General features: G+C 69.1%; 16 protein-coding genes, 1 tRNA gene and 1 pseudogene. 14 read left to right on the top strand and 4 right to left on the bottom strand.

The features are described from left to right. Positions 1 to 490: 490 nt before the first annotated feature. From KF737_RS01850 to KF737_RS01835, 4 genes and pseudogenes are all read right to left on the bottom strand, one after another. Positions 491 to 2683, bottom strand: coding sequence for an NAD(P)-binding protein (locus tag KF737_RS01850; protein WP_296449771.1), 2193 nt, complete (start codon positions 2681 to 2683; stop codon positions 491 to 493). Positions 2684 to 2957: 274 nt separating this feature from the next. Next, positions 2958 to 4538, bottom strand: a complete 1581-nt coding sequence (locus KF737_RS01845) for a winged helix-turn-helix domain-containing protein (RefSeq protein ID WP_296449769.1) — start codon at positions 4536 to 4538, stop codon at positions 2958 to 2960. 1138 nt (positions 4539 to 5676) lie between these two features. Beyond that, positions 5677 to 7281, bottom strand: a pseudogene (locus KF737_RS01840) (DEAD/DEAH box helicase); the annotation flags it as partial. 78 nt (positions 7282 to 7359) lie between these two features. After that, a tRNA-Asp gene (locus KF737_RS01835) sits at positions 7360 to 7436 on the bottom strand. A 670-nt stretch (positions 7437 to 8106) separates the two neighbouring features. On the opposite strand from KF737_RS01835, the gene KF737_RS01830 reads away from it, so the two are divergent. The 14 genes from KF737_RS01830 to nuoL all read left to right on the top strand — a co-directional run bounded on the left by KF737_RS01830 (position 8107) and on the right by nuoL (position 20972). Beyond that, positions 8107 to 8484: an NADH-quinone oxidoreductase subunit A gene (locus tag KF737_RS01830; RefSeq protein WP_296449767.1), complete on the top strand. Its 378-nt coding sequence runs from the start codon at positions 8107 to 8109 to the stop codon at positions 8482 to 8484. After that, positions 8454 to 9035: an NADH-quinone oxidoreductase subunit B family protein gene (locus KF737_RS01825; RefSeq protein WP_296449766.1), complete on the top strand. Its 582-nt coding sequence runs from the start codon at positions 8454 to 8456 to the stop codon at positions 9033 to 9035. Before KF737_RS01830 ends, KF737_RS01825 begins: the two co-directional genes overlap by 31 nt. Beyond that, the gene (locus KF737_RS01820; protein WP_296449764.1) at positions 9032 to 9661 is read left to right on the top strand and encodes an NADH-quinone oxidoreductase subunit C; all 630 of its coding nucleotides are present in this window, start codon (positions 9032 to 9034) and stop codon (positions 9659 to 9661) included. The genes KF737_RS01825 and KF737_RS01820 overlap by 4 nt, the downstream gene beginning before the upstream one ends. Further along, on the top strand, positions 9658 to 10893 hold the full coding sequence (locus tag KF737_RS01815) for an NADH-quinone oxidoreductase subunit D (RefSeq protein ID WP_296449762.1): 1236 nt from the start codon (positions 9658 to 9660) through the stop codon (positions 10891 to 10893). The genes KF737_RS01820 and KF737_RS01815 overlap by 4 nt, the downstream gene beginning before the upstream one ends. After that, positions 10890 to 11576: an NADH-quinone oxidoreductase subunit NuoE gene (gene nuoE / locus KF737_RS01810; RefSeq protein WP_296449759.1), complete on the top strand. Its 687-nt coding sequence runs from the start codon at positions 10890 to 10892 to the stop codon at positions 11574 to 11576. The genes KF737_RS01815 and nuoE overlap by 4 nt, the downstream gene beginning before the upstream one ends. Before the next feature lie 238 nt (positions 11577 to 11814). After that, entirely contained in the window at positions 11815 to 12024 is a 210-nt protein-coding gene (locus tag KF737_RS01805) for a hypothetical protein (RefSeq protein ID WP_296449756.1), read from the top strand. A gap of 1 nt (position 12025) precedes the next feature. After that, on the top strand, positions 12026 to 13339 hold the full coding sequence (gene nuoF / locus KF737_RS01800; protein WP_296449754.1) for an NADH-quinone oxidoreductase subunit NuoF: 1314 nt from the start codon (positions 12026 to 12028) through the stop codon (positions 13337 to 13339). A gap of 181 nt (positions 13340 to 13520) precedes the next feature. Next, the gene (gene nuoG, locus KF737_RS01795; RefSeq protein ID WP_296449752.1) at positions 13521 to 15560 is read left to right on the top strand and encodes an NADH-quinone oxidoreductase subunit NuoG; all 2040 of its coding nucleotides are present in this window, start codon (positions 13521 to 13523) and stop codon (positions 15558 to 15560) included. Between the two features lie 237 nt (positions 15561 to 15797). Beyond that, entirely contained in the window at positions 15798 to 16883 is a 1086-nt protein-coding gene (gene nuoH, locus KF737_RS01790) for an NADH-quinone oxidoreductase subunit NuoH (protein WP_296449750.1), read from the top strand. Then, entirely contained in the window at positions 16880 to 17095 is a 216-nt protein-coding gene (locus KF737_RS01785) for a hypothetical protein (protein WP_296449747.1), read from the top strand. The genes nuoH and KF737_RS01785 overlap by 4 nt, the downstream gene beginning before the upstream one ends. Beyond that, a complete protein-coding gene (gene nuoI, locus KF737_RS01780) occupies positions 17095 to 17586 on the top strand; it encodes an NADH-quinone oxidoreductase subunit NuoI (protein ID WP_296449745.1) in 492 nt (163 codons plus the stop codon). Before KF737_RS01785 ends, nuoI begins: the two co-directional genes overlap by 1 nt. A 154-nt stretch (positions 17587 to 17740) precedes the next feature. Beyond that, a complete protein-coding gene (locus tag KF737_RS01775; RefSeq protein WP_296449743.1) occupies positions 17741 to 18364 on the top strand; it encodes an NADH-quinone oxidoreductase subunit J in 624 nt (207 codons plus the stop codon). Positions 18365 to 18539: 175 nt separating this feature from the next. Beyond that, positions 18540 to 18845 (top strand): NADH-quinone oxidoreductase subunit NuoK, encoded by a 306-nt coding sequence (gene nuoK / locus KF737_RS01770; protein WP_293478395.1) that lies wholly within the window; start codon positions 18540 to 18542, stop codon positions 18843 to 18845. Between the two features lie 6 nt (positions 18846 to 18851). Beyond that, complete coding sequence (gene nuoL, locus KF737_RS01765) at positions 18852 to 20972, top strand: NADH-quinone oxidoreductase subunit L (RefSeq protein WP_296449741.1); 2121 nt, start codon at positions 18852 to 18854, stop codon at positions 20970 to 20972. The last annotated feature ends 2 nt before the right edge of the window (positions 20973 to 20974 follow it).

The raw sequence follows: 20974 nt of genomic DNA, 5'->3' as shown, positions 1-20974 counted from the left end.
TCAACCACCAAGAGCACCAAGGGCACGAAGGCGTCGTGGATGGGCTGGGCGCGGCGAGCTTCTCGGACCCTTGGTGGTCTTGGTGGTCTTGGTGGTGGGAAGCGGGGCGCCTGCGGCGCATGCCGCGCCGACAGGTTGGCGCGACCCCATCCGTCAGCCTGCGACGAGGACAGGCCCTTGGTCGAACCGCGGAGATCGCGGAGATACGCAGAGGATTCCGGTGGACCCGCGACCTCTCCGCGTGTCTCCGCGATCTCTGCGGTTCATGAATCGGGGCGGACGAGGGGGCGCGGAGCTGTCGACTTCGCGTCAGCGCCGCTTGGATTCAACCACGGAAAACACGGAAAACACGGAAGGCGGCGGATCCCGCAGATGGGCGCGGCGAGCTTCTCGGACCCTTGGTGGTCTTGGTGGTCTTGGTGGTGGGAATCGGGGCGCCTGCGGCGCATGCCGCGCCGGCAGGTTGGCGTGACCCCGCTCCCGTCCTTCCCTAGCCGACGAGCCTGAGGTGGGGAGTGGGCGCGGAGGCGGGCGGGGGGACGGCCGTCGCGTCGGGGCGCGGGACGGTGGGGTAGCCGATGACGGTGGCGAGGGCGGGGTAGCCGGCGATGGCGTGGCTGGCGAGCTTGCCGCTCATGGTGGCGCCTTCGAAGCTGCCGACATTGAGACCGGTGTAGATCCAGTCGCCGGCCAGCGTGAGGTTGTCGAAGCCGGAGCCCCAGGCCTCCATGCGGTGCTTCACGCTGCCGGGCGGCGTGGTGACGTAGCGCTCGGTGGGGTCGATGTTGGCGCGCCAGAACTGGCTGTCGAAGCGGTGGACGCCCTGGACGTCCACATCGCGCGTGTCGACCAGGAGGTCGAAGTCGAGGCCCATCGGGTCGCCGATCGGGTTGTTGGCCCGCACGGTGGCGTTGGGCAGCATCGTGCCGATGGAGGCCTGGAGGTACTGGATGCACTGGGCCTTCACGCGCTCGGCCTGGCGGGCCGGGTACTCGTGGTCCGAGAAGGGCGGCATCGGCTCGTAGTCGGGCATCAGGCCGCAGAAGTACCAGAGGGCCTTGGGGCTGTTGTCGGCCGGCCAGTCCTCCCACTTCAGCAGGTCGTGGAACTCGGCGTTGCCGTTCGGCGGGCAGAAGTAGGTGCCGGTGATCGGGACCTCGTGCTTGGCCGGGTCCAGCTTCTCCTGCCAGCCCAGCTCGTAGAGGTCCTTGGAGAGCCAGAGCTGCATGGCCTGGGTCTGCACCGAGGGGATGTTGGCGACCATGTCGGCCCAGCGCGGGCTTTCCTGCATCAGCTCCTTGCAGAGGAACGGGACGGCGCCGAGGGAGATGGCGAACACCACCTGGTCGAAGTCCTTGCCGCGCCTCAGCGTCCGGGGCTGCTTCAGGTAGGGGAACTCGGCCGTGGGCCAGGGGCACCAGTAGGATTCGAGATCCTGGCAAAGGGCGCGCATGTACTCGCCCTCGACCAGTTGCTCGTAGAGCGGGCGGTGCGGCCAGGAGGGCAGGCCCTTCACCTCGATCAGCGGCTCGTAGCCCCTGGCCGGGTCCTTGAGCGTCGCCTGGAGGGTGAATTCGACCGACTCGATGGAGCGGCGGTCGCGCGGGTCGATGTGCAGCGCATCGACCTTGTGGAAGAACTCGAACTTCACGCCGCGGCGCTTCAGCACCTCGTACATGGGCGCCACGACCGTCTCGCCCGAGCCGGCGGCGAAGCTCCAGAGGAAGGCCTCGCGGTAGGCGCAGGTGCGCAGGGTCCAGTCGAGGAAGGCGCCGGCGGCCATGCGGGCGGCGCGCGAGGTGTCGCCGTTCGGGCTCTGGTAGCAGATGTTGACGGTGATCATCACGACGGGCGACTTGAGCGTGGCCGCGTCGATGCCGTGGCGGATCAGCCAGTCGGACCAGTTCTCGTCGTCGAGGCCGTCGTAGCCGTTGACGACGACGTTGTCCTCGAGCGCGCCCAGGATCATCGTCGAGTAGAAGTCGAGGGTCATGAGCGCGTGGCGCAGGTCGTCCCAGTGCTCGAGGATGCCGGGCGCGAACCTGTCGACCGTGTCGACGACGCCGGTGATCAGCTTGCGGGCCGCCTTGATCTCGCCCACCAGCGGGTGGTTCGGGCCCTCCGAGAGCGGGATCTCGCGGCACTGGTCGGCGGCCTTGCCGAGCAGGGCGCCGATGGCCAGTTCGACGATCTTCGGGACGCCTTTGGCGGCGTCGAGCATCGACTGGACCTCGAAGATGATCGAGGTGATCGAGCTTTCGAGGCCCTTGTAGTCGGACGGGTCGATCGCCGAGTGCTTGTTTTCCGGGAAGCGGGTGGGCCAGGGCTTCAGGCCGCCGTTCTCGTACTCCCACATCATGGCGAAGTTCGAGGGGATGAAGGCCTCGTCGAAGGTCGCGAGCGGCGCGCCGGCGGGGCGGTTCAGCTCGGCGTAGACCTCGTGCATCATCGGGATGGCGTTGAAGTAGCTGCCCACGAAGCCGTGGATGCCGTGCTCTTCGATCCGCGCGTTCTCGCCGCGCGAGGAGGCGCACTTGCCGCCGAGGCGCCAGCCGAGCTGATAGACCGTGATGTCGTAGTCGTCCTGCCAGGCGGGGCGGTTCGACAGGTTGTAGGCGGTCGCGAGACCTCCCATGCCGCCGCCCAGGATCGCCACCTTCTGCGGCTTGGTCGCCTTGGTCACTTCTGCATCCCCCAACTGACGTCAAGGTTGAGAAGCCTGCATATCGGCGGTTTTATTTAGGTTAAGCAGGGGCGGGGAACGCCCTTCGATCTGTCGGCTTCGAGCGCGCGGCGGCGCCGTTTCGATTCAACCACCAAGATCACCAAGAGCACGAAGGCGTCGCGGATGGGGTGGGCGCCGCGCGTTTCCCGGACGCTTGGTGGTCTTGGTGGCCTTGGTGGTTGAAATAGCGCGCCTGCGGCGCATGCCGCGCCGACAGGTTGCGCGCCCTTTCCTAGGCGCCTTCCCAGCCGGCGGCGCGGAGAGCGTTGACGAGCCGTTCGGAATCTTCCTGGCGCACGAACGGGTGGCCGGTGCGCAGCGCGTCCGGCGTGTAGCCGGGACCCTGGCCGCCGAGCTGTTCGCGGGCGAGGCGGTCGCCTTCGTCCAGCGCGCGGCGCGCCGGGTCCATCTGGCCGTCCGCGGCGTAGCAGGCGGCCACCAGATAGCAGAGCGAGAAGCGTTCGGGCTTGCGGGCGCGCGCATCGGCGGCGTCGAGGGCCGCGGCGGCATAGTCGCCCGTCGTGAAGCGGGCCAGGGCCTTGGAGCGGTACCAGAGCCAGGCCTGCGGGTCGTTGGGGCTGGCGGAGATCGCGCGCTCGCTGTGGGCGATGGCCTGGGCGGCCTCGCCCTCGAAGGCCATCAGGCGGCCTATCTCGCCCGAGGCGGCGGCGAGGTAGGGGTTGAGCTCCAGGGCGCGGCGCTGCTCGGCCTTGGCCTCGGGCAGGCGGTCGAGGAGCGAGAGCACCACGCCCAGCGTGAAGTGGGCGAAGGCGTCGGACTGGCCGGCGGAGACGGCCCTCAGCGCGATCCTGTGCGCGTCGGCGATGGCGGCCGCCGGATTGCGCGACACGCCGCTCCAGACGTCGAACAGGCGGCAGTGGGCCAGGATGGAGAGCGCCGAGACGTCGTCGGGCTCGATCTCCAGGGCCTGCTCCAGGAACTGCTCGGCGGCGCGCACGTCCTTTGCGGTCGAGCGCCAGAAATGGCGGCGGCCCTGCACGAAAAGCCGCCAGAAGAGGAGGCTGTGCTCGGGGGTCTTGAGGGCCCGAAGCTCCTCCTGTTCGAGGACCGCGGGCTCGACCGTGCCGATGATGGAGGCGGTGATCTCGTCCAGCATCGGGAAGAGATCGGACATCCGGCGGTCGTAGCGGGCGGACCATGCGCTGGTCTCGTCCGTGCCCCGGATCAGGTCGACCGACACCCGGACCGTCCCGCCGAGCGCCCGGACCTTGCCGTCGATGACGTAGTCGACGCCGAGGCGCGCGCAGATCGCGCCGGGCGGGGCGCCCACGACGTCGGAGACCAGCAGCGACTGGCGGGGCGTGACCGCGAGGAGGGGGGATTTCGAGAGCCCGGCGGTCAGTTCGTCGGCCAGCGCCTCGGCGAACCAGGCCTGATCCTCGTCGCCCGGCTGGTGGGTGAATTCGAGCACGACGATGCGCGGCCGCGCCTTGCCGGCCGGGCCGGTCGAAGGCTCGAAGGCGGGCGCGGCGCGGTCGTCGGAGGCGATGAGCCGGTAGCCGACCCGCGGGATGGTCTCGACGACGAAGGCGCCGCCGCAACTGGCCGCGAGCTTGCGCAGCTTGCTCATCACCAGGGTGATGGAGTCCTCGCCGACGACGCGGCCGTCCCAGCACTCGGCGATGAGGTCGTCGCGGCTCACGACGGCGCCGTTCGCCCGCGCGAGGGTCACCAGGACCTGCATCACGCGCGGCTGCAACACCTCGCGCCCGTGCGGCGCCATGACTTCGCGGGTCGGCGGACGCACCTCGAGCGCGCCGATCGTGAACCCATCCTCATGGGCAAGCTGCATGAAACTCCAGTCCCGTTCCACCGGACGATCGGGACCGTGCTCCCCGTTCGCCTGCATCCCCCTGACTCGGACGCCGTTTCACAACCTAGTGGCGCGTTGCGCCGCAACCAAGGCGGAAAGATCGGGAATCGCTCGGGGAAAGATCGGAACCGCGCCATGTCGAGTCGGCGCTACTGCTGGTGTTCTCACTCGTGGGTTTCGACCGCATCCGGAGACCTTGGGCGGACCCGACACTCGGCCCCTGGTCTCGGTCCCGACGCCGCCGCCTCAGCTCCCGCGGGCGGCTGCGGAGGGATTGCGTCCGGGGGGACGCCTCGAGCGTCGAGACCTCTCCCCGGGCTCGCCGGCGCGAGCCCAGCTCGCCCGGCGAGGGGTCCGGAAGGTGGCTGGGGGGCCGCCGTCCCGATTCGACACCCGGCGAGAGCTTGCGGGACCCTAGACCCGTAGGCCCCCTCTGAGCCCCCGGTCCCGACTTCAGGACCGGGGGTCCTTTTTCGCGCGGGCGCGTCAGGGGTGCGACGTGACGAGGCGGCCGGACAATCGAGAGCCCTGCTCGATGGAGCAGGGCGATCGCATGGATCGTGGGCGGCTCGTCCGCCCGATTCATGAACCGCAGAGATCGCGGAGATACGCAGAGAGGGGCGCGGATCCACTGGAATCCTCTGCGTATCTCCGCGATCTCTGCGGTTTGATTAAGGGCCTTCCGGCCGTTCGAATCCGTATGCGATCGCCCTGCTGGATCGAGGAGGGGTGGTGTGGCGACGGCGTTACGGCAGACGGCGCCTCCCGCGCCCGGCCGGTGAGGTCCTGCGCACACCACCATCCCCGGCCCTTCCTCCATCGAGGAGGAAGGGAGGCTGCCTGTTGGGCAGGCATCGCAACATTGCTTGGGGTCCGGACTTAATGGAGTCGCCGCAAAATATCCCGTCATCCCGGCCGGAGGGCCGTTCGGCTCTCCGCTGCGCTGCGGCCGGGATGACGGCGGCGTATGATGTGCGCCTGAGTGCGGACGCTGGCGCGATCGACGCCGTGGTCAGGGGCGGGGTCCGCGCGGCGGCCTGGGGCCGCGGGGCTTCGGCGCGTGCTTGCCGGGCGGGCCTTTGCCGTGAGGGCGGGGGCCGCGCGGGGCCTGGGGCCCGGGGGCGCTGGACGGGTTGATGCGGATCTCGCCGGCGTCGGCGGCGGCGCGGATGGCCTCGCCGAAGCGGCCCTCGGCGTCGGCGGCGATCTGGAACTTCGTCTCGTGGTCGAAGATGCGGATGAGGCCGATGTCCTTCTTGGTGACGTGGCCGAGGCGGCAGATCAGCGGGACCAGCCACTTCGGGTCGGCGTTCTTCGAGCGGCCGACGGGCAGGCGGAACCAGCTCCCGTCGGCGGACTCGATCTGGGCCTGGCGCTCGGGGCGCAGCGGGCGGGGCTCGCCGCGGTCCGGGCCGCGGTCGGGCAGCATCTCCTCGGGCTCGGGCAGGCGCGAGCGGTAGAGGCGCACCAGGGCGGCGGCGACGGCCTCCGGGCTGCGGTCGGCCAGCAGGCGCTGCGCCAGTTCGAGGTCCTCGGGCGTGGGCGGGTCGGCGAGGATCGGGTCCTCCAGCATCCGGGCCTGGTCCTTCGCGCGGATCTCCTCCGGCAGCGGCGGGCCGGACCATTCGGCGTCGACGCCGGCGATCTGCAGCAGGCGCTCGGCCTGGCGGCGCTTGGGATGCGGGACCATGACCACCGAGACGCCCTTCCGGCCCGCACGGCCCGTGCGGCCGCTGCGGTGGAGCAGGGCGGGCGGGCCGGCCGGCAGGTCGGCGTGGATGACGAGGCCCAGGTCGGGCAGGTCGAGGCCGCGGGCGGCGACGTCGGTGGCGATGCAGGCCCGCGCGTGGCCGTCGCGGAGCGCCTGGAGCGCGTCGGAGCGCTCCTTCTGCGAGAGTTCTCCGGAGAGTTGCACGACCGCGAAGCCGCGCTCGCGCAGGGCGGAATGCAGGTAGCGGACGCGCTCGCGGGTGGCGCAGAAGATGAGCGCGCCGGGGCTTTCGAAGTAGCGCAGCACGTTGACGACCGCGTTCTCGATCTCGGTCGGGGCGACGCGGACGGCGCGGTAGGCGATGTCGCCGTGGCTCTCGTCGCGGCGGATGGTGTCGATGCGGTGGGCGTCGCGCTGGTAGCGCCGGGCCAGCGCGGCGATCTCGCGGGCGATGGTGGCGGAAAAGAGGAAGGTGCGGCGCTCGGCGGGGGCGGCGTCGAGGATCTCCTCGAGGTCCTCGCGGAAGCCCATGTCCAGCATCTCGTCGGCCTCGTCGAGGACGACCACCTTGAGGGCCGAGAGGTCGAGGTTGCCGCGTTCCAGGTGGTCGCGCAGGCGGCCGGGGGTGCCGACGACGATGTGGGCGCCGGCGGCGAGCGCGCGCTGCTCGGCGCGGGCGTCCATGCCGCCGACGCAGGTGGCGAGGCGCGCGCCGGCCGGGGCGTAGAGCCAGCCGAGCTCGCGGGCGACCTGCTGGGCCAGCTCGCGGGTGGGGGCGATGACCAGGGCGAGCGGCGCCTGGGCGCGGTCGAACCGCTCGGCCTCGCCCAGCAGGGCCGGCGCGGCGGCCAGGCCGAAGGCGACGGTCTTGCCCGAGCCGGTCTGGGCCGAGACCAGCAGGTCGCGGTCGGGCTCGGCGGCGAGCACGGCGGCCTGGACCGGCGTCGGCTCGGCGTAGCCTTGCGCGTCGAGCGCGCGGGCGAGGGCGGGATGGGTGGCGGGGAAGGCCATGGGCGGGGATTCCATAACGCGGCGGACAGCGCCTGGCGTCAGGAGTCTGTTCGGATCTGGGGAGTTCGCCACCGGACATGGCGCGAGTGACGGGACTCGAACCCGCGACCTCCGGCGTGACAGGCCGGCGCTCTAACCAACTGAGCTACACCCGCGCAAGACCGTCCGGCCGTGCGAAGGCGGCTCTCATATGGGCGGGCCGGAATCGTGTCAACGGAAGAGTGCGGGGCGTGACCGCGCGGTGCGCATTGCCGCTTACCCCAAAGTGTCATCCCGGTTTCGCCGCAGGCCAAAGCCTGCTCTCGCGAAGGCGGGGGATCGGGACCCAACCTACCGGTGCCCTGAGGCGGTGATCCGGCCCCGACCGCCAAGGCCACCCGCCAAACATCGACGCGCCCGATGGTTGGGTCCCGGTCTTCGCTTCGCGAAACCGGGATGACAGGGAGGGCAATCGCATATGGATGCGGGTGGCCGAAAGGCCGTCAGTCGAACCGCAGAGATCGCGGAGATACGCGGAGGATTCCCGTGGATCCGCGAGCTTCTCTGCGTATCTCCGCGATCTCTGCGGTTCATGAATCGAGCGGACAAGCCGCCCACAAGCCATATGCGATAGCCCTGGGATGACAGGGGGGCGAAACCGGGATGACATCCTATTGAGTGAGAGGTGGCGGGGCGCGGGCGACGGCGGGCGTGGCCTGGCTGGGCGGCGAATTGAGAATGGTTCGCAACTGTCGAAAAAACCTGCGTTTCGCGCTGCACAAGGCGGTTTGAAACGCCGGAATGATCGGTCTAGAAGGGCGCCGCGACTCCCCGCCGGAGACTTACGTGAACGACTTCCTGCTCGAGTACCTGCCCATCGTGATCTTCCTGGGGATCGCGGCGGTGCTGGGTATCGTCTTCATTCTCGCCGCGACCGTGCTCGCGCCCAGGGCGCCCGATCCCGAGAAGCTGTCGTCCTACGAGTGCGGCTTCAACGCCTTCGACGACGCGCGGATGAAGTTCGACGTGCGATTCTACCTCGTCTCGATTCTCTTCATCATCTTCGACTTGGAAGTCGCATTCCTGTTCCCGTGGGCCGTGGCGCTGATGAAGTTGCCGCCGGATGCGGCGAAGTACGCCTTCTGGTCGATGATGACCTTCCTCGGCGTGCTGACGGTGGGCTTCATCTACGAGTGGAAGAAGGGCGCCCTGGAATGGGAGTGATCGTTCCTGCGGGGTCGGCCGGCCGGAGCGCGGTCGAGGGCTACGACCCGAAGACGCACGACCCCTTCTTCGACGGCGTGTCGCAGCGGCTGGCCGACAAGGGCTTCGTGACCGCCGGCGTCGACGACCTGATCACCTGGGCCCGCACCGGTTCGCTGATGTGGATGACGTTCGGCCTGGCGTGCTGCGCGGTCGAGATGATGCAGGCCTCGATGCCGCGCTACGACCTGGAGCGCTACGGCTTCGCGCCGCGCGCCAGCCCCAGGCAGAGCGACGTGATGATCGTGGCCGGCACGCTGGTGAACAAGATGGCTCCGGCGCTGCGCAAGGTCTACGACCAGATGCCCGAGCCGCGGTACGTGATCAGCATGGGAAGCTGCGCGAACGGCGGCGGCTACTACTACTTCAGCTATTCGACCGTGCGCGGCTGCGACCGGATCGTGCCGGTGGACGTCTACGTGCCCGGCTGCCCGCCGACCGCCGAGGCGCTGGTCTACGGCGTGCTGCAACTGCAGAAGAAGATCCGCCGCACCGGGACGATCATCCGATGAGCTGGCCGGCGAGCGAGAGCGAGCTTTCCAAGCTCGGCAAGGCCATCGTGAAGGAGGCCAAGGGCCTGATCACGGGCGCCGAGGTGGCGTTCGGCGAGCTGACCCTGACCGGCCCGGCGGCCCGCGTGGTCGAGGCGCTGACCTACCTGAAGGACGCGCAGGGCTTCCATCAGCTCATCGACCTGTGCGGCGCGGACTATCCCGAGCGGCCACTGCGGTTCGACGTGGTCTACCACCTGCTGTCGATGACGAAGAACCGGCGGGTGCGGCTGAAGGTGCAGACCGACGAGGACACCGCCGTGCCGTCGGTCGTGTCGGTCTTCCCGGCGGCCGACTGGTTCGAGCGCGAGACGTTCGACATGTACGGCGTCTTCTTCGACGGCCATCCGGACCTGCGGCGCATCCTCACGGACTACGGCTTCCACGGCCATCCGCTGCGCAAGGACTTCCCGATGACCGGCTACGTCGAGGTCCGCTACGACGACGAGCTGAAGCGGGTGGTCTACGAGCCGGTGAAGTCGGTCGAGTGGCGCAACTGGGACTTCCTGTCGCCCTGGGAGGGCGTGGAGAAGGGCTTCGCCCCGATCCTGCCCGGCGACGAGAAGTCCGGGGAGAAGGCCAAATGACCGGCGACAACACGCCCGCGGCGGCCACCGATTTCTTCGCGCCCGAGGCGGCCGAGACCCCGGTCCGCAAGTTCAACATCAACTTCGGCCCGCAGCACCCGGCGGCCCACGGGGTGCTGCGCCTGGTGCTGGAGCTGGACGGCGAGGTGGTGGAGCGGGTCGACCCGCACATCGGCCTGCTGCACCGCGGCACCGAGAAGCTGATGGAGGCGCGGCCCTACCAGCAGACGATCCCGTACATGGACCGCCTCGACTACGTGGCGCCCATGAACCAGGAGCACGCCTACTGCCTGGCGATCGAGAGGCTGCTGGGCGTGACGCCGCCGTACCGGGCGCTCCTGATCCGCACGCTCTACGACGAGATCGGGCGCATCCTGAACCACCTGCTGAACGTGACCACCCAGGCCATGGACGTGGGCGCGCTGACGCCGCCGCTCTGGGGCTTCGAGCCGCGCGAGCAACTCATGGTGTTCTACGAGCGCGCGTCGGGCGCGCGGATGCACGCCAACTACTACCGCGTGGGCGGCGTGCGGCAGGACCTGCCGGAAGCGCTGGTGCGCGACATCCTCGACTGGTGCGACGGCTTCCCGCGCATCTGCGACGACATCGAGGGCCTGATCACCCACAACCGCATCTTCAAGCAGCGCAACGTCGACATCGGCGTGGTGACCCGCGAGGAGGCGATCGAGAAGTCGTTCTCGGGCGTGATGGTGCGCGGCTCGGGCATCCCGTGGGACCTGCGGCGCAGCCAGCCCTACGCCGCCTACGACGACATGGAGTTCGACGTTCCGCTGGGCGTGAACGGCGACTGCTACGACCGCTACCTCTGCCGCATGCAGGAGATGCGCGAGAGCACCAGGATCATGAAGCAGTGCTGCGAGCGCCTGCTGAAGACGCCGGGCCCGGTGCTGATCGAGGACAACAAGATCACCGCGCCGCGCCGGGGCGAGATGAAGCGGTCGATGGAATCGCTGATCCACCACTTCAAGTTGTTCACCGAGGGCTACCGGACGCCGCCGGGCGAGGTCTACGCCTGCGTCGAGGCGCCGAAGGGCGAGTTCGGCGTCTACCTGGTCAGCGACGGGACCAACAAGCCGTACCGGGCCAAGATCCGCGCGCCGGGCTATCCGCACCTGCAAGCGATGGACTGGCTGAACCGCGGGCACATGCTGGCCGACGTCTCCGCCATCCTGGGCTCGCTGGACATCGTGTTCGGGGAGATCGACCGTTGAGCGTCCGCCGTCTTTCTCCCATCCAGCCCGAGAGCTTCGCGTTCGCGCCCGCCACGCTGAAGGCGGCGAAGCAGTGGATGGCCAACTTCCCGGCGGGGCGGCAGCAGTCGGCCATGGTGCCGATCCTGTGGCTGGTGCAGAAGCAGGAGGGCTGGGTGCCCGAGCCGGCGATCCGGGCGGTGGCCGAGCTGCTGGGCGTGCCGGTGATCCGGGTGCTGGAGGTGGCGACCTTCTACACCATGTTCATGCTGGAGCCGGTGGGCACGCATGCGCTGGTGCAGGTGTGCGGCACGACGCCGTGCCAGACGCGCGGGTCCGAGGCGCTGATGGAGGTCTGCAAGCGCCGGATCGGGCCGCAGGCCCACCGCTCGGCCGACGGCAAGTTCTACTGGCAGGAAGTCGAGTGCATGGGCGCGTGCGCCAACGCGCCGATGGCGGCGATCAACGACCGCTACTACGAGGACCTGACGCCGGAAGGCTTCGAGAAGCTGCTGGACGCGTTCGCGGCCGGGAAGACGCCGGAGCCGGGGTCGGAGATCGGGCGGCAGGGCTCGGCCCCCGCGGGCGAGCCGCTGACGCTGACCGACGCGAAACTGTTCGACGGGTCGCTGGCCAAGAGGATCGCCATCCCGAACCTGCCGCCGAAGCCGCCCAAGGCGGCGAAGACGAAGGTGGGGGCATGAGGGGGGCAGAACTTCCTCTCACCTCCCCCGCGAAGCGGCGGGAGGGGGACCGCGCGCCGAGCGCAGCGGAGAGCGCGTGGTGGAGGGGGCGAACGCCAAGCTCGGCGCGTCAGCCCTGCCGTTTCGAATTCCGTGCATGGGGCTCGCCCCCTCCACCCCCCGCTCTACAGCCGGCTGAAGCCGGCTTCGGCGGGCGGTCCCCCTCCCGCCGCTTCGCGGGGGAGGTAAGGAGGTTGCGATGACCATCGACATCGAGGCCATCCAGCGGCGGCGCAAGGTGATGATGATCGCCAACGTGGTGGCGGCGCTCGTCGCCGTGATCGGGATCATGCTCTACGCCCAGGGCCGGACCTGGGCGATCGCGCTGGTGATCGTCGCCGTGGCCGGCGGGTTCGCGGTGCAGATGTGGTTCATGGCCGCCGTGCGCGGCCGCAAGGGAGATTCCTGACGTGCCGGGGCTGTTGGCCGACAAGGACCGCATCTTCCTGAACATCTACGGCCAGCGCGACTGGGGCCTGGATGGGGCGAAGGCGCGCGGCGCGTGGAACGGCACGAAGGACATCGTGGCCCAGACGCCCGAGTGGATCTGCGACCAGATCAAGGCCTCGGGCCTGCGCGGGCGCGGCGGGGCGGGCTTCGCCACCGGCCTGAAGTGGACCTTCATGCCGAAGCAGGAGAGCGAACGTCCGCACTACCTGCTGGTCAACGCCGACGAGTCGGAGCCGGGCGCGTGCAAGGATCGCGACATCCTGCGCAACGACCCGCACCTCTTGATCGAGGGTTGCCTGATCGCCTGCAAGGCCATGCGGGCGCACACGGCCTACATCTACATCCGCGGCGAGTACGTGCATGAGCGCGAGCGGCTGCTGGCGGCGATCAAGCAGGCGTACGACGCCAAGCTGATCGGGCCCGGCAACATCCACGGCTGGGACGTGGACGTGCGCGTGCAGCACGGGGGCGGGGCCTACATCTGCGGCGACGAGACGGCGCTGATGGAGAGCTTCGAGGGCAAGAAGGGCCAGCCGCGCCTGAAGCCCCCGTTCCCGGCCGGCGCCGGCATCTACGGCTGCCCGACGACGGTGAACAACGTCGAGACCATCGCGGTCGTGGGCACGATCCTGCGGCGTGGCGCGGACTGGTTCGCAGGGTTCGGCACCGAGAAGTCGACCGGCACCAAGCTGTTCGCGGGCTCGGGCCACCTGAACCGGCCCTGCGTGGTCGAGGACGCGGTCGGCATCCCGCTGAAGACGCTCATCGAGGAGCACATGGGCGGCGTGCGGGGCGGCTGGGGCAACCTGAAGGCGGTGATCCCGGGCGGCATCTCGGTGCGCATGATCCCGGCCGAGGAGGCCGAGGTCGCGGTGATGACCTACGAGGACCTGCAGGCGCGGGGCTCGGGCCTGGGCACCGGCACCATGATCGTGTTCGACAAGGACGCCGACCTGGTGAAGGCCATCGCGCGGGCCAGCTACTTCTACAAGCACGAGAGCTGCGGCCAGTGTACGCCGTGCCGCGAGGGCACCGGCTGGATGTGGCGGGTGATGGAGCGGATGGTCACGGGCGAAGCCGAGATGTCCGAGATCGACCTGCTGCTCGACGTGGCGTCCCAGGTCGAGGGTCACACCATCTGCGGCCTGGGCGACGCGGCCGCCTGGCCGATCCAGGGCCTGTTCCGCCACTTCCGCGGGGAGGTGGAGGACCGCATCAACAGTTACCGCGCGCGCAAGGGCTCGTACGCCGGCGCCTCGATCGCGGCGGAGTAGGGCGGATGTCGTTCCTTCTCCCTCAAACGTCATGGCCGGGCCTGTCCCGGCCACCCATGAACACCGATGTCCCCGAGTTCGCGGCGGCGACGGTTCCGACCATCCTCGCAGCGCCGGCGCGCATGGGTGGCCGGGACAGGCCCGGCCATGACGGACTTGTGGGAATGGGAGCGATGTCCTGATGCCCATAGCCAAGGTCGACGGGGTCGAGGTCGAGTTCGAAGCGGGGATGAACGTCCTGCAGGTGTGCGAGCTCGCGGGCAAGGAGATTCCGCGGTTCTGCTACCACGAACGGCTGAGCATCGCCGGCAACTGCCGCATGTGCCTGGTCGAGGTGAAGCCCGGCCCGCCGAAGCCGCAGGCGTCGTGCGCGCTGCCGGCGGCGGAAGGGCAGGAGATCTTCACCGACACGCCGATGGTGACGAAGGCGCGCCACGGGGTGATGGAGTTCCTGCTCATCAACCACCCGCTGGACTGCCCGATCTGCGACCAGGGCGGCGAGTGCGACCTGCAGGACCAGGCCATGGGCTATGGCCGCGACGAGAGCCGCTACGAGCTGAACAAGCGGGCGGTCGAAGAGAAGTACATGGGGCCGTTGATCAAGACGGTCATGACCCGCTGCATCCAATGCACGCGCTGCGTCCGCTTCATCACCGAGGTTGCGGGCGTGCCGGACATCGGCCTCATCTCGCGCGGCGAGGACGTGGAGATCACCACCTATCTCGACCGGGCCGTGACGAGCGAGCTCTCCGCCAACGTCATCGACCTGTGCCCGGTGGGCGCGCTGACCAGCAAGCCCTACGCGTTCAACGCGCGGCCGTGGGAGCTGAAGAAGACCGAGAGCGTCGACGTGATGGACGCCCTGGGCTCGGCGATCCGGGTGGATGCGCGCGGGCCGGCGGTGCTGCGCGTGCTGCCGCGCACCCACGAGGCGGTCAACGAGGAGTGGATCTCGGACAAGACCCGCTATGCCGTCGATGGCCTGGCGCGGCAGCGGCTGGACCGGCCGTTCGTGCGCGAGGACGGCAAGCTGCGGGCCGCGACCTGGGCCGAGGCGCTGGACGTGGTGGCCGCGAAGATCCAGGCGACCAGCCCGGACCGCATCGGCGTGATCGCCGGCGACCTGCAGGACGCGGAGTCGATGAAGGCCGCGCTGGACCTGTTCGGCGGCCTGGGCGTGAAGAGCCTGGATTGCCGGCAGGACGGCATGGTGCTGGGCGGCGGCCAGCGCGAGAGCTGGCTCTTCAATTCGTCGATCCAAGGCCTTGAAGACGCGGACTATATCCTGCTCGTCGGCAGCAATCCGCGGCTTGAGGCGCCGGTGCTGAACGCGCGCATCCGCAAGCGCTGGCTGGCGGGCGCGACGAAGGTCGGCCTGATCGGCGAGGCGGTCGACCTGACCTACGACTACGAACACCTGGGCGCGGGCGCCGCGTCGCTGGGCGGGCTCGCCAGGTCGAAGTCCGACTTCGTGAAGGGCCTGAAGGACGCGAAGAACCCGGCGATCATCGTGGGCGCGGGCGCGTTGAACCGGGCGGACAGCGCCGCGGTGCTGGCGGCGGCCGCGGCGGTCGCCAAGGCCTACGGCATGACCTGGAACGTGCTGCACACGGCGGCGAGCCGGGTGGGCGGCCTGGACCTGGGCTTCGTGCCGGCGGAAGGCGGCAGGACGGCGGCCGAGCTGGCGGCGAAGGGCGGGGCGGACCTGCTGGTCCTGCTGGGCGCCGACGAGGTCGATGTGTCCAGGTCGGGCGCGTTCGTCGTCTACCTGGGCACGCACGGCGACGCGGGCGCGCACAAGGCCGACGTGATCCTGCCGGGCGCGGCCTACACCGAGAAGAACGGCCTCTACGTGAACACCGAGGGCCGGGTGCAGATGGGCTTCCGCGCCGTCTTCCCGAAGGGCGAGGCGCGCGAGGACTGGGCGATCCTGCGGGCGCTTTCCGAACGCCTCGGCGCCAAGCTGCCCTACGACACGCTGGACCAGCTCCGGGCGAAGCTGTTCGCTGACCACCCGACGTTCGGGCGCATCGACTACGTGCCGGAGACGGCGCCGGCGGTGGACTTCGCGGCCCTCGGCCGGAAGGGCGAGGTCTCGGACGCGCCGTTCCGGAGCGCGGTGGCCAGCTTCCACCTTTCCAACCCCATCGCCCGCGCCAGCGTGACGATGGCCGAATGCGCCCAGCTCGCCTCGGGCGCGGCCAAGATCGCGGCGGAGTAGGGGGATGCAGCACACTTCGCTCATCGCCACCCTTACCTCCCCCGCGCAGCGGCGGGAGGGGGACCGCGCCCCGAAGAGGGCGTGGTGGAGGGGGCGAGCCGCACGCTCGGCGGATCGGTCCGGCGTTTTCGATTCAGCGGATGGGGCTCGCCCCCTCCACCACCCGCTCTCCGCTACGCTCGGCGGGCGGTCCCCCTCCCGCCGCTGCGCGGGGGAGGCGAGAGCAGCGTCGGGGGTGTGGCTTTGAATTTCTGGGAAACACCTGTCGGCTGGACGATCCTGACGGTGGCGCACATCCTGGCCGTCACCGTCGTGCTGTTGCTGACGATCGCCTTCATCATCTACGGCGACCGCAAGATCTTCGCCGGCGTGCAGGCGCGGAAGGGCCCGAACGTGGTGGGCCCGTTCGGGCTGCTGCAGTCGTTCGCCGACCTGGGCAAGTTCCTGATCAAGGAGCTGGTGATCCCGGCCGGCGCCGACAAGGCGGTCTACCTGCTGGCCCCGATCATCTCGGTGACCCTGGCGCTGGGCGCCTGGGCGGTGATGCCGATCGCACCGGGCTGGATGGTCTCCGACATCAACGTCGGCATCCTCTACCTGTTCGCCGTCAGCTCGATGGGCGTCTACGGCATCATCATGGGCGGCTGGGCCTCGAACTCGAAGTACCCGTTCCTGGGGTCGCTGCGATCGGCGGCGCAGATGGTCAGCTACGAGGTCTCGATCGGCTTCGTGATCATCACCGTGATCCTGATCGCGGGCTCGATGAACCTGACCGACATCACCGAGGCGCAGGCCGGCTGGCTCATCAACTGGAACATGTTCGGCGGCTCGAAAGAGGGCACGCTGAACAACCTGCCGCTGATCCTGATCATGTTCCCGATGGGCGTGATCTTCTTCATCTCGGGCCTGGCCGAGACCAACCGGCCGCCCTTCGACCTGCCGGAGGCGGAGTCGGAGCTGGTGGCGGGCTACGCCGTGGAATACGGCTCGACGCCCTACATGCTGTTCTACCTGGCCGAGACGGCGAACATCGTCCTGATGAGCGGCCTGATGGCGGTGCTGTTCCTGGGCGGGTGGCATGCGCCGTGGCCGGAGGGCTACCTGGCCGCGTGGCCCGCGTGGCTGGCCAGCCTGCACGGCCTCGTCTTCTATGCGCTCAAGACCTTCTTCGTGTTCTTCATGAACGCGATGGTCCGCTCCATCGTGCCGCGCTACCGCTACGACCAGCTCATGCGGCTGGGCTGGAAGGTGTTCCTCCCGACCTCGCTGGTGGCCGTGTTCGCGGTGGCGGGCTGGCTGGTCTACACGGGGTTGCCGGGATGAGGAGCTTCATCGCCGCCGCCGCGCTCGCGCTGATCGCCTTCGACCTGGCCGCCTGCTCGACGGGCGCCGGGTTCGGCACGAGCGGCGGCATCGCGACCTACGACGACATCAAGGCCGCCCAGAAGGCCTGCGCCGAGAAGGGCGGGACCCTTCGGCTACAGAAGAACGGCGACGCCCAGTTCCTGGACGACTACGCCTGCGAGAAGAAGTGATGCTGAACCGGATCGGACAGGCGCTGAAGGGCGCGGCGCTGATGGACTTCGTGGGGGCCTTCGGGCTCGGCATGAAGTACATGGTCGCGCCGAAGAAGACCGTGCAGTACCCGCACGAACGGGGGCCGCAGAGCCCGCGCTTCCGCGGCGAGCACGCGCTGCGCCGCTACCCCAACGGCGAGGAGCGCTGCATCGCCTGCAAGCTGTGCGAGGCGATCTGCCCGGCGCAGGCGATCACCATCGAGGCCGAGCCGCGCGCCGACGGCAGCCGCCGCACGACCCGCTACGACATCGACATGGTCAAGTGCATCTACTGCGGCCTGTGCCAGGAGGCCTGCCCGGTGGATGCCATCGTGGAAGGCCCGAACACCGAGTTCGCCGTCGAGACCCGCGAGGAGCTCTACTACGACAAGGCGCGCCTCCTGGACAACGGCGACCGCTGGGAGCGGGAGATCGCGAAGAATCTGGAACTGGACGCACCGTACCGATAGGAGAGGCGGCGCGATTCCGCCGAGCTAAATCGCGTCATGGCCGGGCTTGTCCCGGCCACCCATGAACACCGGGAGAGGCCCGTGTCCATGGATCCCCGGGACAAGCCCGGGGATGACGATCCTGGGAAATGAATTGAGGGGTTAGACGGACCCGATGGCCCTGCAGGCGATCGCATTCTACCTGATGGCGCTGGTCACCGTGGCGGCCGGATTCTGCGTGGTCTCGGCCCGCAATCCGGTCCACTCGGTGCTCTGGCTGATTCTGGCCTTCTTCTCGGCCGCCGGCCTCTTCGTCCTGATGGGCGCGGAGTTCCTGGCGATGCTGCTGGTGGTGGTCTACGTGGGCGCCGTCGCGGTGCTGTTCCTGTTCGTCGTGATGATGCTGGACGTGGACTTCACGGCGCTCCGGCAGGGCTTCGCCCGGTACATGCCGCTGGGCCTCGTGATCGCGGGCTTCCTGGCCGCCGAGATGGTGCTGGTGTCGGCGACGGTGGCGGGCCGCGGCGCGGCGGCGGACGCCAAGGCGCCGGCGGCGTCGGGCGCCGACAGCGCGCTCTCGAACGCCGAGGCGATCGGCCGCGTGCTCTACACGGACTACGTCTACTTCTTCCAGGCCGCGGGCCTGGTGCTGCTGGTCGCGATGATCGGCGCCATCGTGCTGACGCTGCGCCACAAGCCGGGCGTGAAGCGGCAGGTGATCATGAACCAGGTGCTGCGCACGCCGAAGACCGGCATGCGCATCCGCGACCTGAAGCCGGGCGAGGGGATCGGGGAATGATCCTCAGTCACCCACAGCGTCGTCCGACTGCGCACAGCATAGCTCTCTCCCCCTTGCGGGGAGAGGGTTGGGAGTGGGGGTGTCGACGCCGAGCCCTGAGGTTCGCACCCCCACCCCCGACCCCTCCCCGCAAGGGGGAGGGGAATCGTGAACCAGGAAGGCAGGTCGGCGAATGATTATCGGCCTCGAGCACTATCTGGCGGTCGCCGCCATCCTGTTCACGATCGGCGTGTTCGGGATCTTCGTGAACCGCAAGAACATCATCGTCATCCTGATGTCGGTCGAGCTGATGCTGCTGGCCGTGAACATCAACCTGGTGGCGTTCTCGGTGTACCTCGGGAACCTGACCGGGCAGATCTTCGCGATGTTCGTGCTGACCGTGGCGGCCGCGGAGGCCGCCGTGGGGCTGGCGATCCTCGTCACCTTCTTCCGCAACCGCGGCGACATCGCCGTGGACGACGCCTCGATGATGAAGGGCTGAGTTTCCGTGAGCGCTGAAACCCTCGTCACCGTCATCCTGTTCGGCCCGCTGATCGGCGCGGCCGTCGCGGGGCTGTTCGGCCGCCGGATCGGCGACAACCTCAGCCGCGGCGTCACCACGGGCTTCCTGTTCCTGTCGGCCATCCTGTCGTGGGTGGTGTTCAGCCAGTGGACCTGGGGCGGCCTGGAGCCGTTCACGGTGAAGTACGCGCCGTTCATCCACGTCGGGAATTTCGTCTCCGACTGGGCGTTCCGCCTCGACGGCCTGTCGGCGGTGATGCTGGTGGTGGTGACCACCGTGTCGTCGCTCGTCCACCTCTATTCGTGGGGGTACATGGCGGACGATCCGAGCAAGCCGCGGTTCTTCGCCTACCTGTCGCTGTTCACCTTCGCGATGCTGGCGCTGATCAGCGCCAACGACTTCATGCAGCTCTTCTTCGGCTGGGAAGGCGTGGGCCTGGCGAGCTACCTGCTGATCGGCTTCTGGTTCCACAAGGACACCGCCAACGCGGCCTCCATCAAGGCGTTCGTGGTGAACCGGGTCGGCGACTTCGGCTTCGCGCTGGGCATCATGACGGTGTTCTGGGCCTACGGGACGGTCCAGTTCCACGAGGTGTTCCCGCAGATCGCCGCCAGCGTCGGCAAGGGCTGGGACTTCGGCTCGTGGACCTTCAGCCTCGTCGACCTCGCGTGTGCGCTGCTGTTCGTGGGCGCCATGGGCAAGTCGGCGCAGTTCTTCCTGCACACCTGGCTGCCCGACGCCATGGAAGGCCCGACGCCGGTGTCGGCGCTGATCCACGCGGCCACCATGGTGACCGCCGGCGTCTACATGGTCTGCCTCCTGTCGCCGATGTTCGAGTACGCGCCGGCGGCGAAGACCATCGTGACGGTGATCGGGGCGGTCACGGCGCTGTTCGCCGCGACGGTCGGCCTGACGCAGAACGACATCAAGCGGGTGATCGCCTACTCGACCTGCTCGCAGCTCGGCTACATGTTCTTCGCCGCGGGCGTGGGCGCCTACCAGGCGGCGATGTTCCACCTGTTCACGCACGCTTTCTTCAAGGCGCTGCTGTTCCTGGGCGCCGGCTCGGTGATCCACGGGATGGCGCACGAGCAGGACATGCGGCGCTATGGGAACCTCGCGAAGTTCCTGCCGATCACCTTCGCGGTGATGACCATCGGCACCATCGCCATCACCGGCCTGGGCATCCCCTTCGTCGACCTGGGCTTCGCCGGCTTCTACTCGAAGGACGCCATCATCCACGCCGCCTACGAGGCCGGCGGGGCGGGCCAGCCGATGGGCTATTTCGCCTTCACCATCGGCATCTTCGTGGCCGGCCTGACCGCCTTCTACTCCTGGCGGGTCGCCTTCTTCACGTTCAACGGCCACGCCCGCTGGACGCCCGAGGACCTCGAGCACCACTGGCACAACCGCGACCACGACCACGGCCACGCGGACGACCACGCCAGCCACGCGCAGATCGAGACGCACAGCGAGCCGGAAGCGGCGCATGCGGACCACGGGCATGGCGACCACGGTCATGACGCCCATGGACACGGGGCGCACCTGCCGCACGAGAGCCCCTGGACGATGCGCATCCCGCTGATCGTGCTGTCGATCGGGGCGATCGCGTCGGGCTTCCTGTTCCACCACCAGTTCATCGGCGGCGAGATGGGCGAGTTCTGGAAGGGGGCGATCTTCCACCTGCCGGCCAAGCACGCGGCCGAGCATCATGCGCCGACGTGGGTGGTGCTGGCGCCGCTGGCGGCGTCGGTGCTGGGCCTGCTGGTCGCGGCCTACATGTATCTCTGGAAGGAAGGGTCGGGCGCGCGCCTCGCGGCGAACGGCGGCATCACCTACCAGTTCCTCTACAACAAGTGGTACTTCGACGAGATCTACCAGGCGACCTTCGTGCGCGGCGCGAAGCTGCTGGGCGACCTGTTCTGGAAGGGCGGCGACCAGAAGATCATCGACGGGCTGGGGCCCGACGGCGTCTCGGCGCTCTCGGTGCAGGTCGGCAAGGGGGCCGGGAAGATCCAGAGCGGCTACGTGTACCACTACGCCTTCGTCATGCTCCTCGGGGTGGCGGGTCTGCTGACCTACGCCCTGGTGGCCTGGACCGCCTGAGG

Source organism: Phenylobacterium sp. (genome assembly GCF_019636135.1).
In the GTDB taxonomy this organism is placed as follows: domain Bacteria; phylum Pseudomonadota; class Alphaproteobacteria; order Caulobacterales; family Caulobacteraceae; genus Phenylobacterium.
Note: the sequence above shows the minus strand (reverse complement) of the source record. Positions and strands in the feature narration are given on the sequence as shown.

Bases quoted from the DNA above. Each gene is read 5' to 3' on its own strand.
- nuoG (WP_296449752.1), top strand. From the start codon at position 13,521: ATGCCCATAGCCAAGGTCGACGGGGTCGAGGTCGAGTTCGAAGCGGGG.
- KF737_RS01775 (WP_296449743.1), top strand. From the start codon at position 17,741: ATGGCCCTGCAGGCGATCGCATTCTACCTGATGGCGCTGGTCACCGTG.
- KF737_RS01815 (WP_296449762.1), top strand. From the start codon at position 9,658: ATGACCGGCGACAACACGCCCGCGGCGGCCACCGATTTCTTCGCGCCC.
- KF737_RS01820 (WP_296449764.1), top strand. From the start codon at position 9,032: ATGAGCTGGCCGGCGAGCGAGAGCGAGCTTTCCAAGCTCGGCAAGGCC.
- KF737_RS01845 (WP_296449769.1), bottom strand. From the start codon at position 4,538: ATGCAGCTTGCCCATGAGGATGGGTTCACGATCGGCGCGCTCGAGGTG.
- KF737_RS01785 (WP_296449747.1), top strand. From the start codon at position 16,880: ATGAGGAGCTTCATCGCCGCCGCCGCGCTCGCGCTGATCGCCTTCGAC.
- nuoI (WP_296449745.1), top strand. From the start codon at position 17,095: ATGCTGAACCGGATCGGACAGGCGCTGAAGGGCGCGGCGCTGATGGAC.
- KF737_RS01805 (WP_296449756.1), top strand. From the start codon at position 11,815: ATGACCATCGACATCGAGGCCATCCAGCGGCGGCGCAAGGTGATGATG.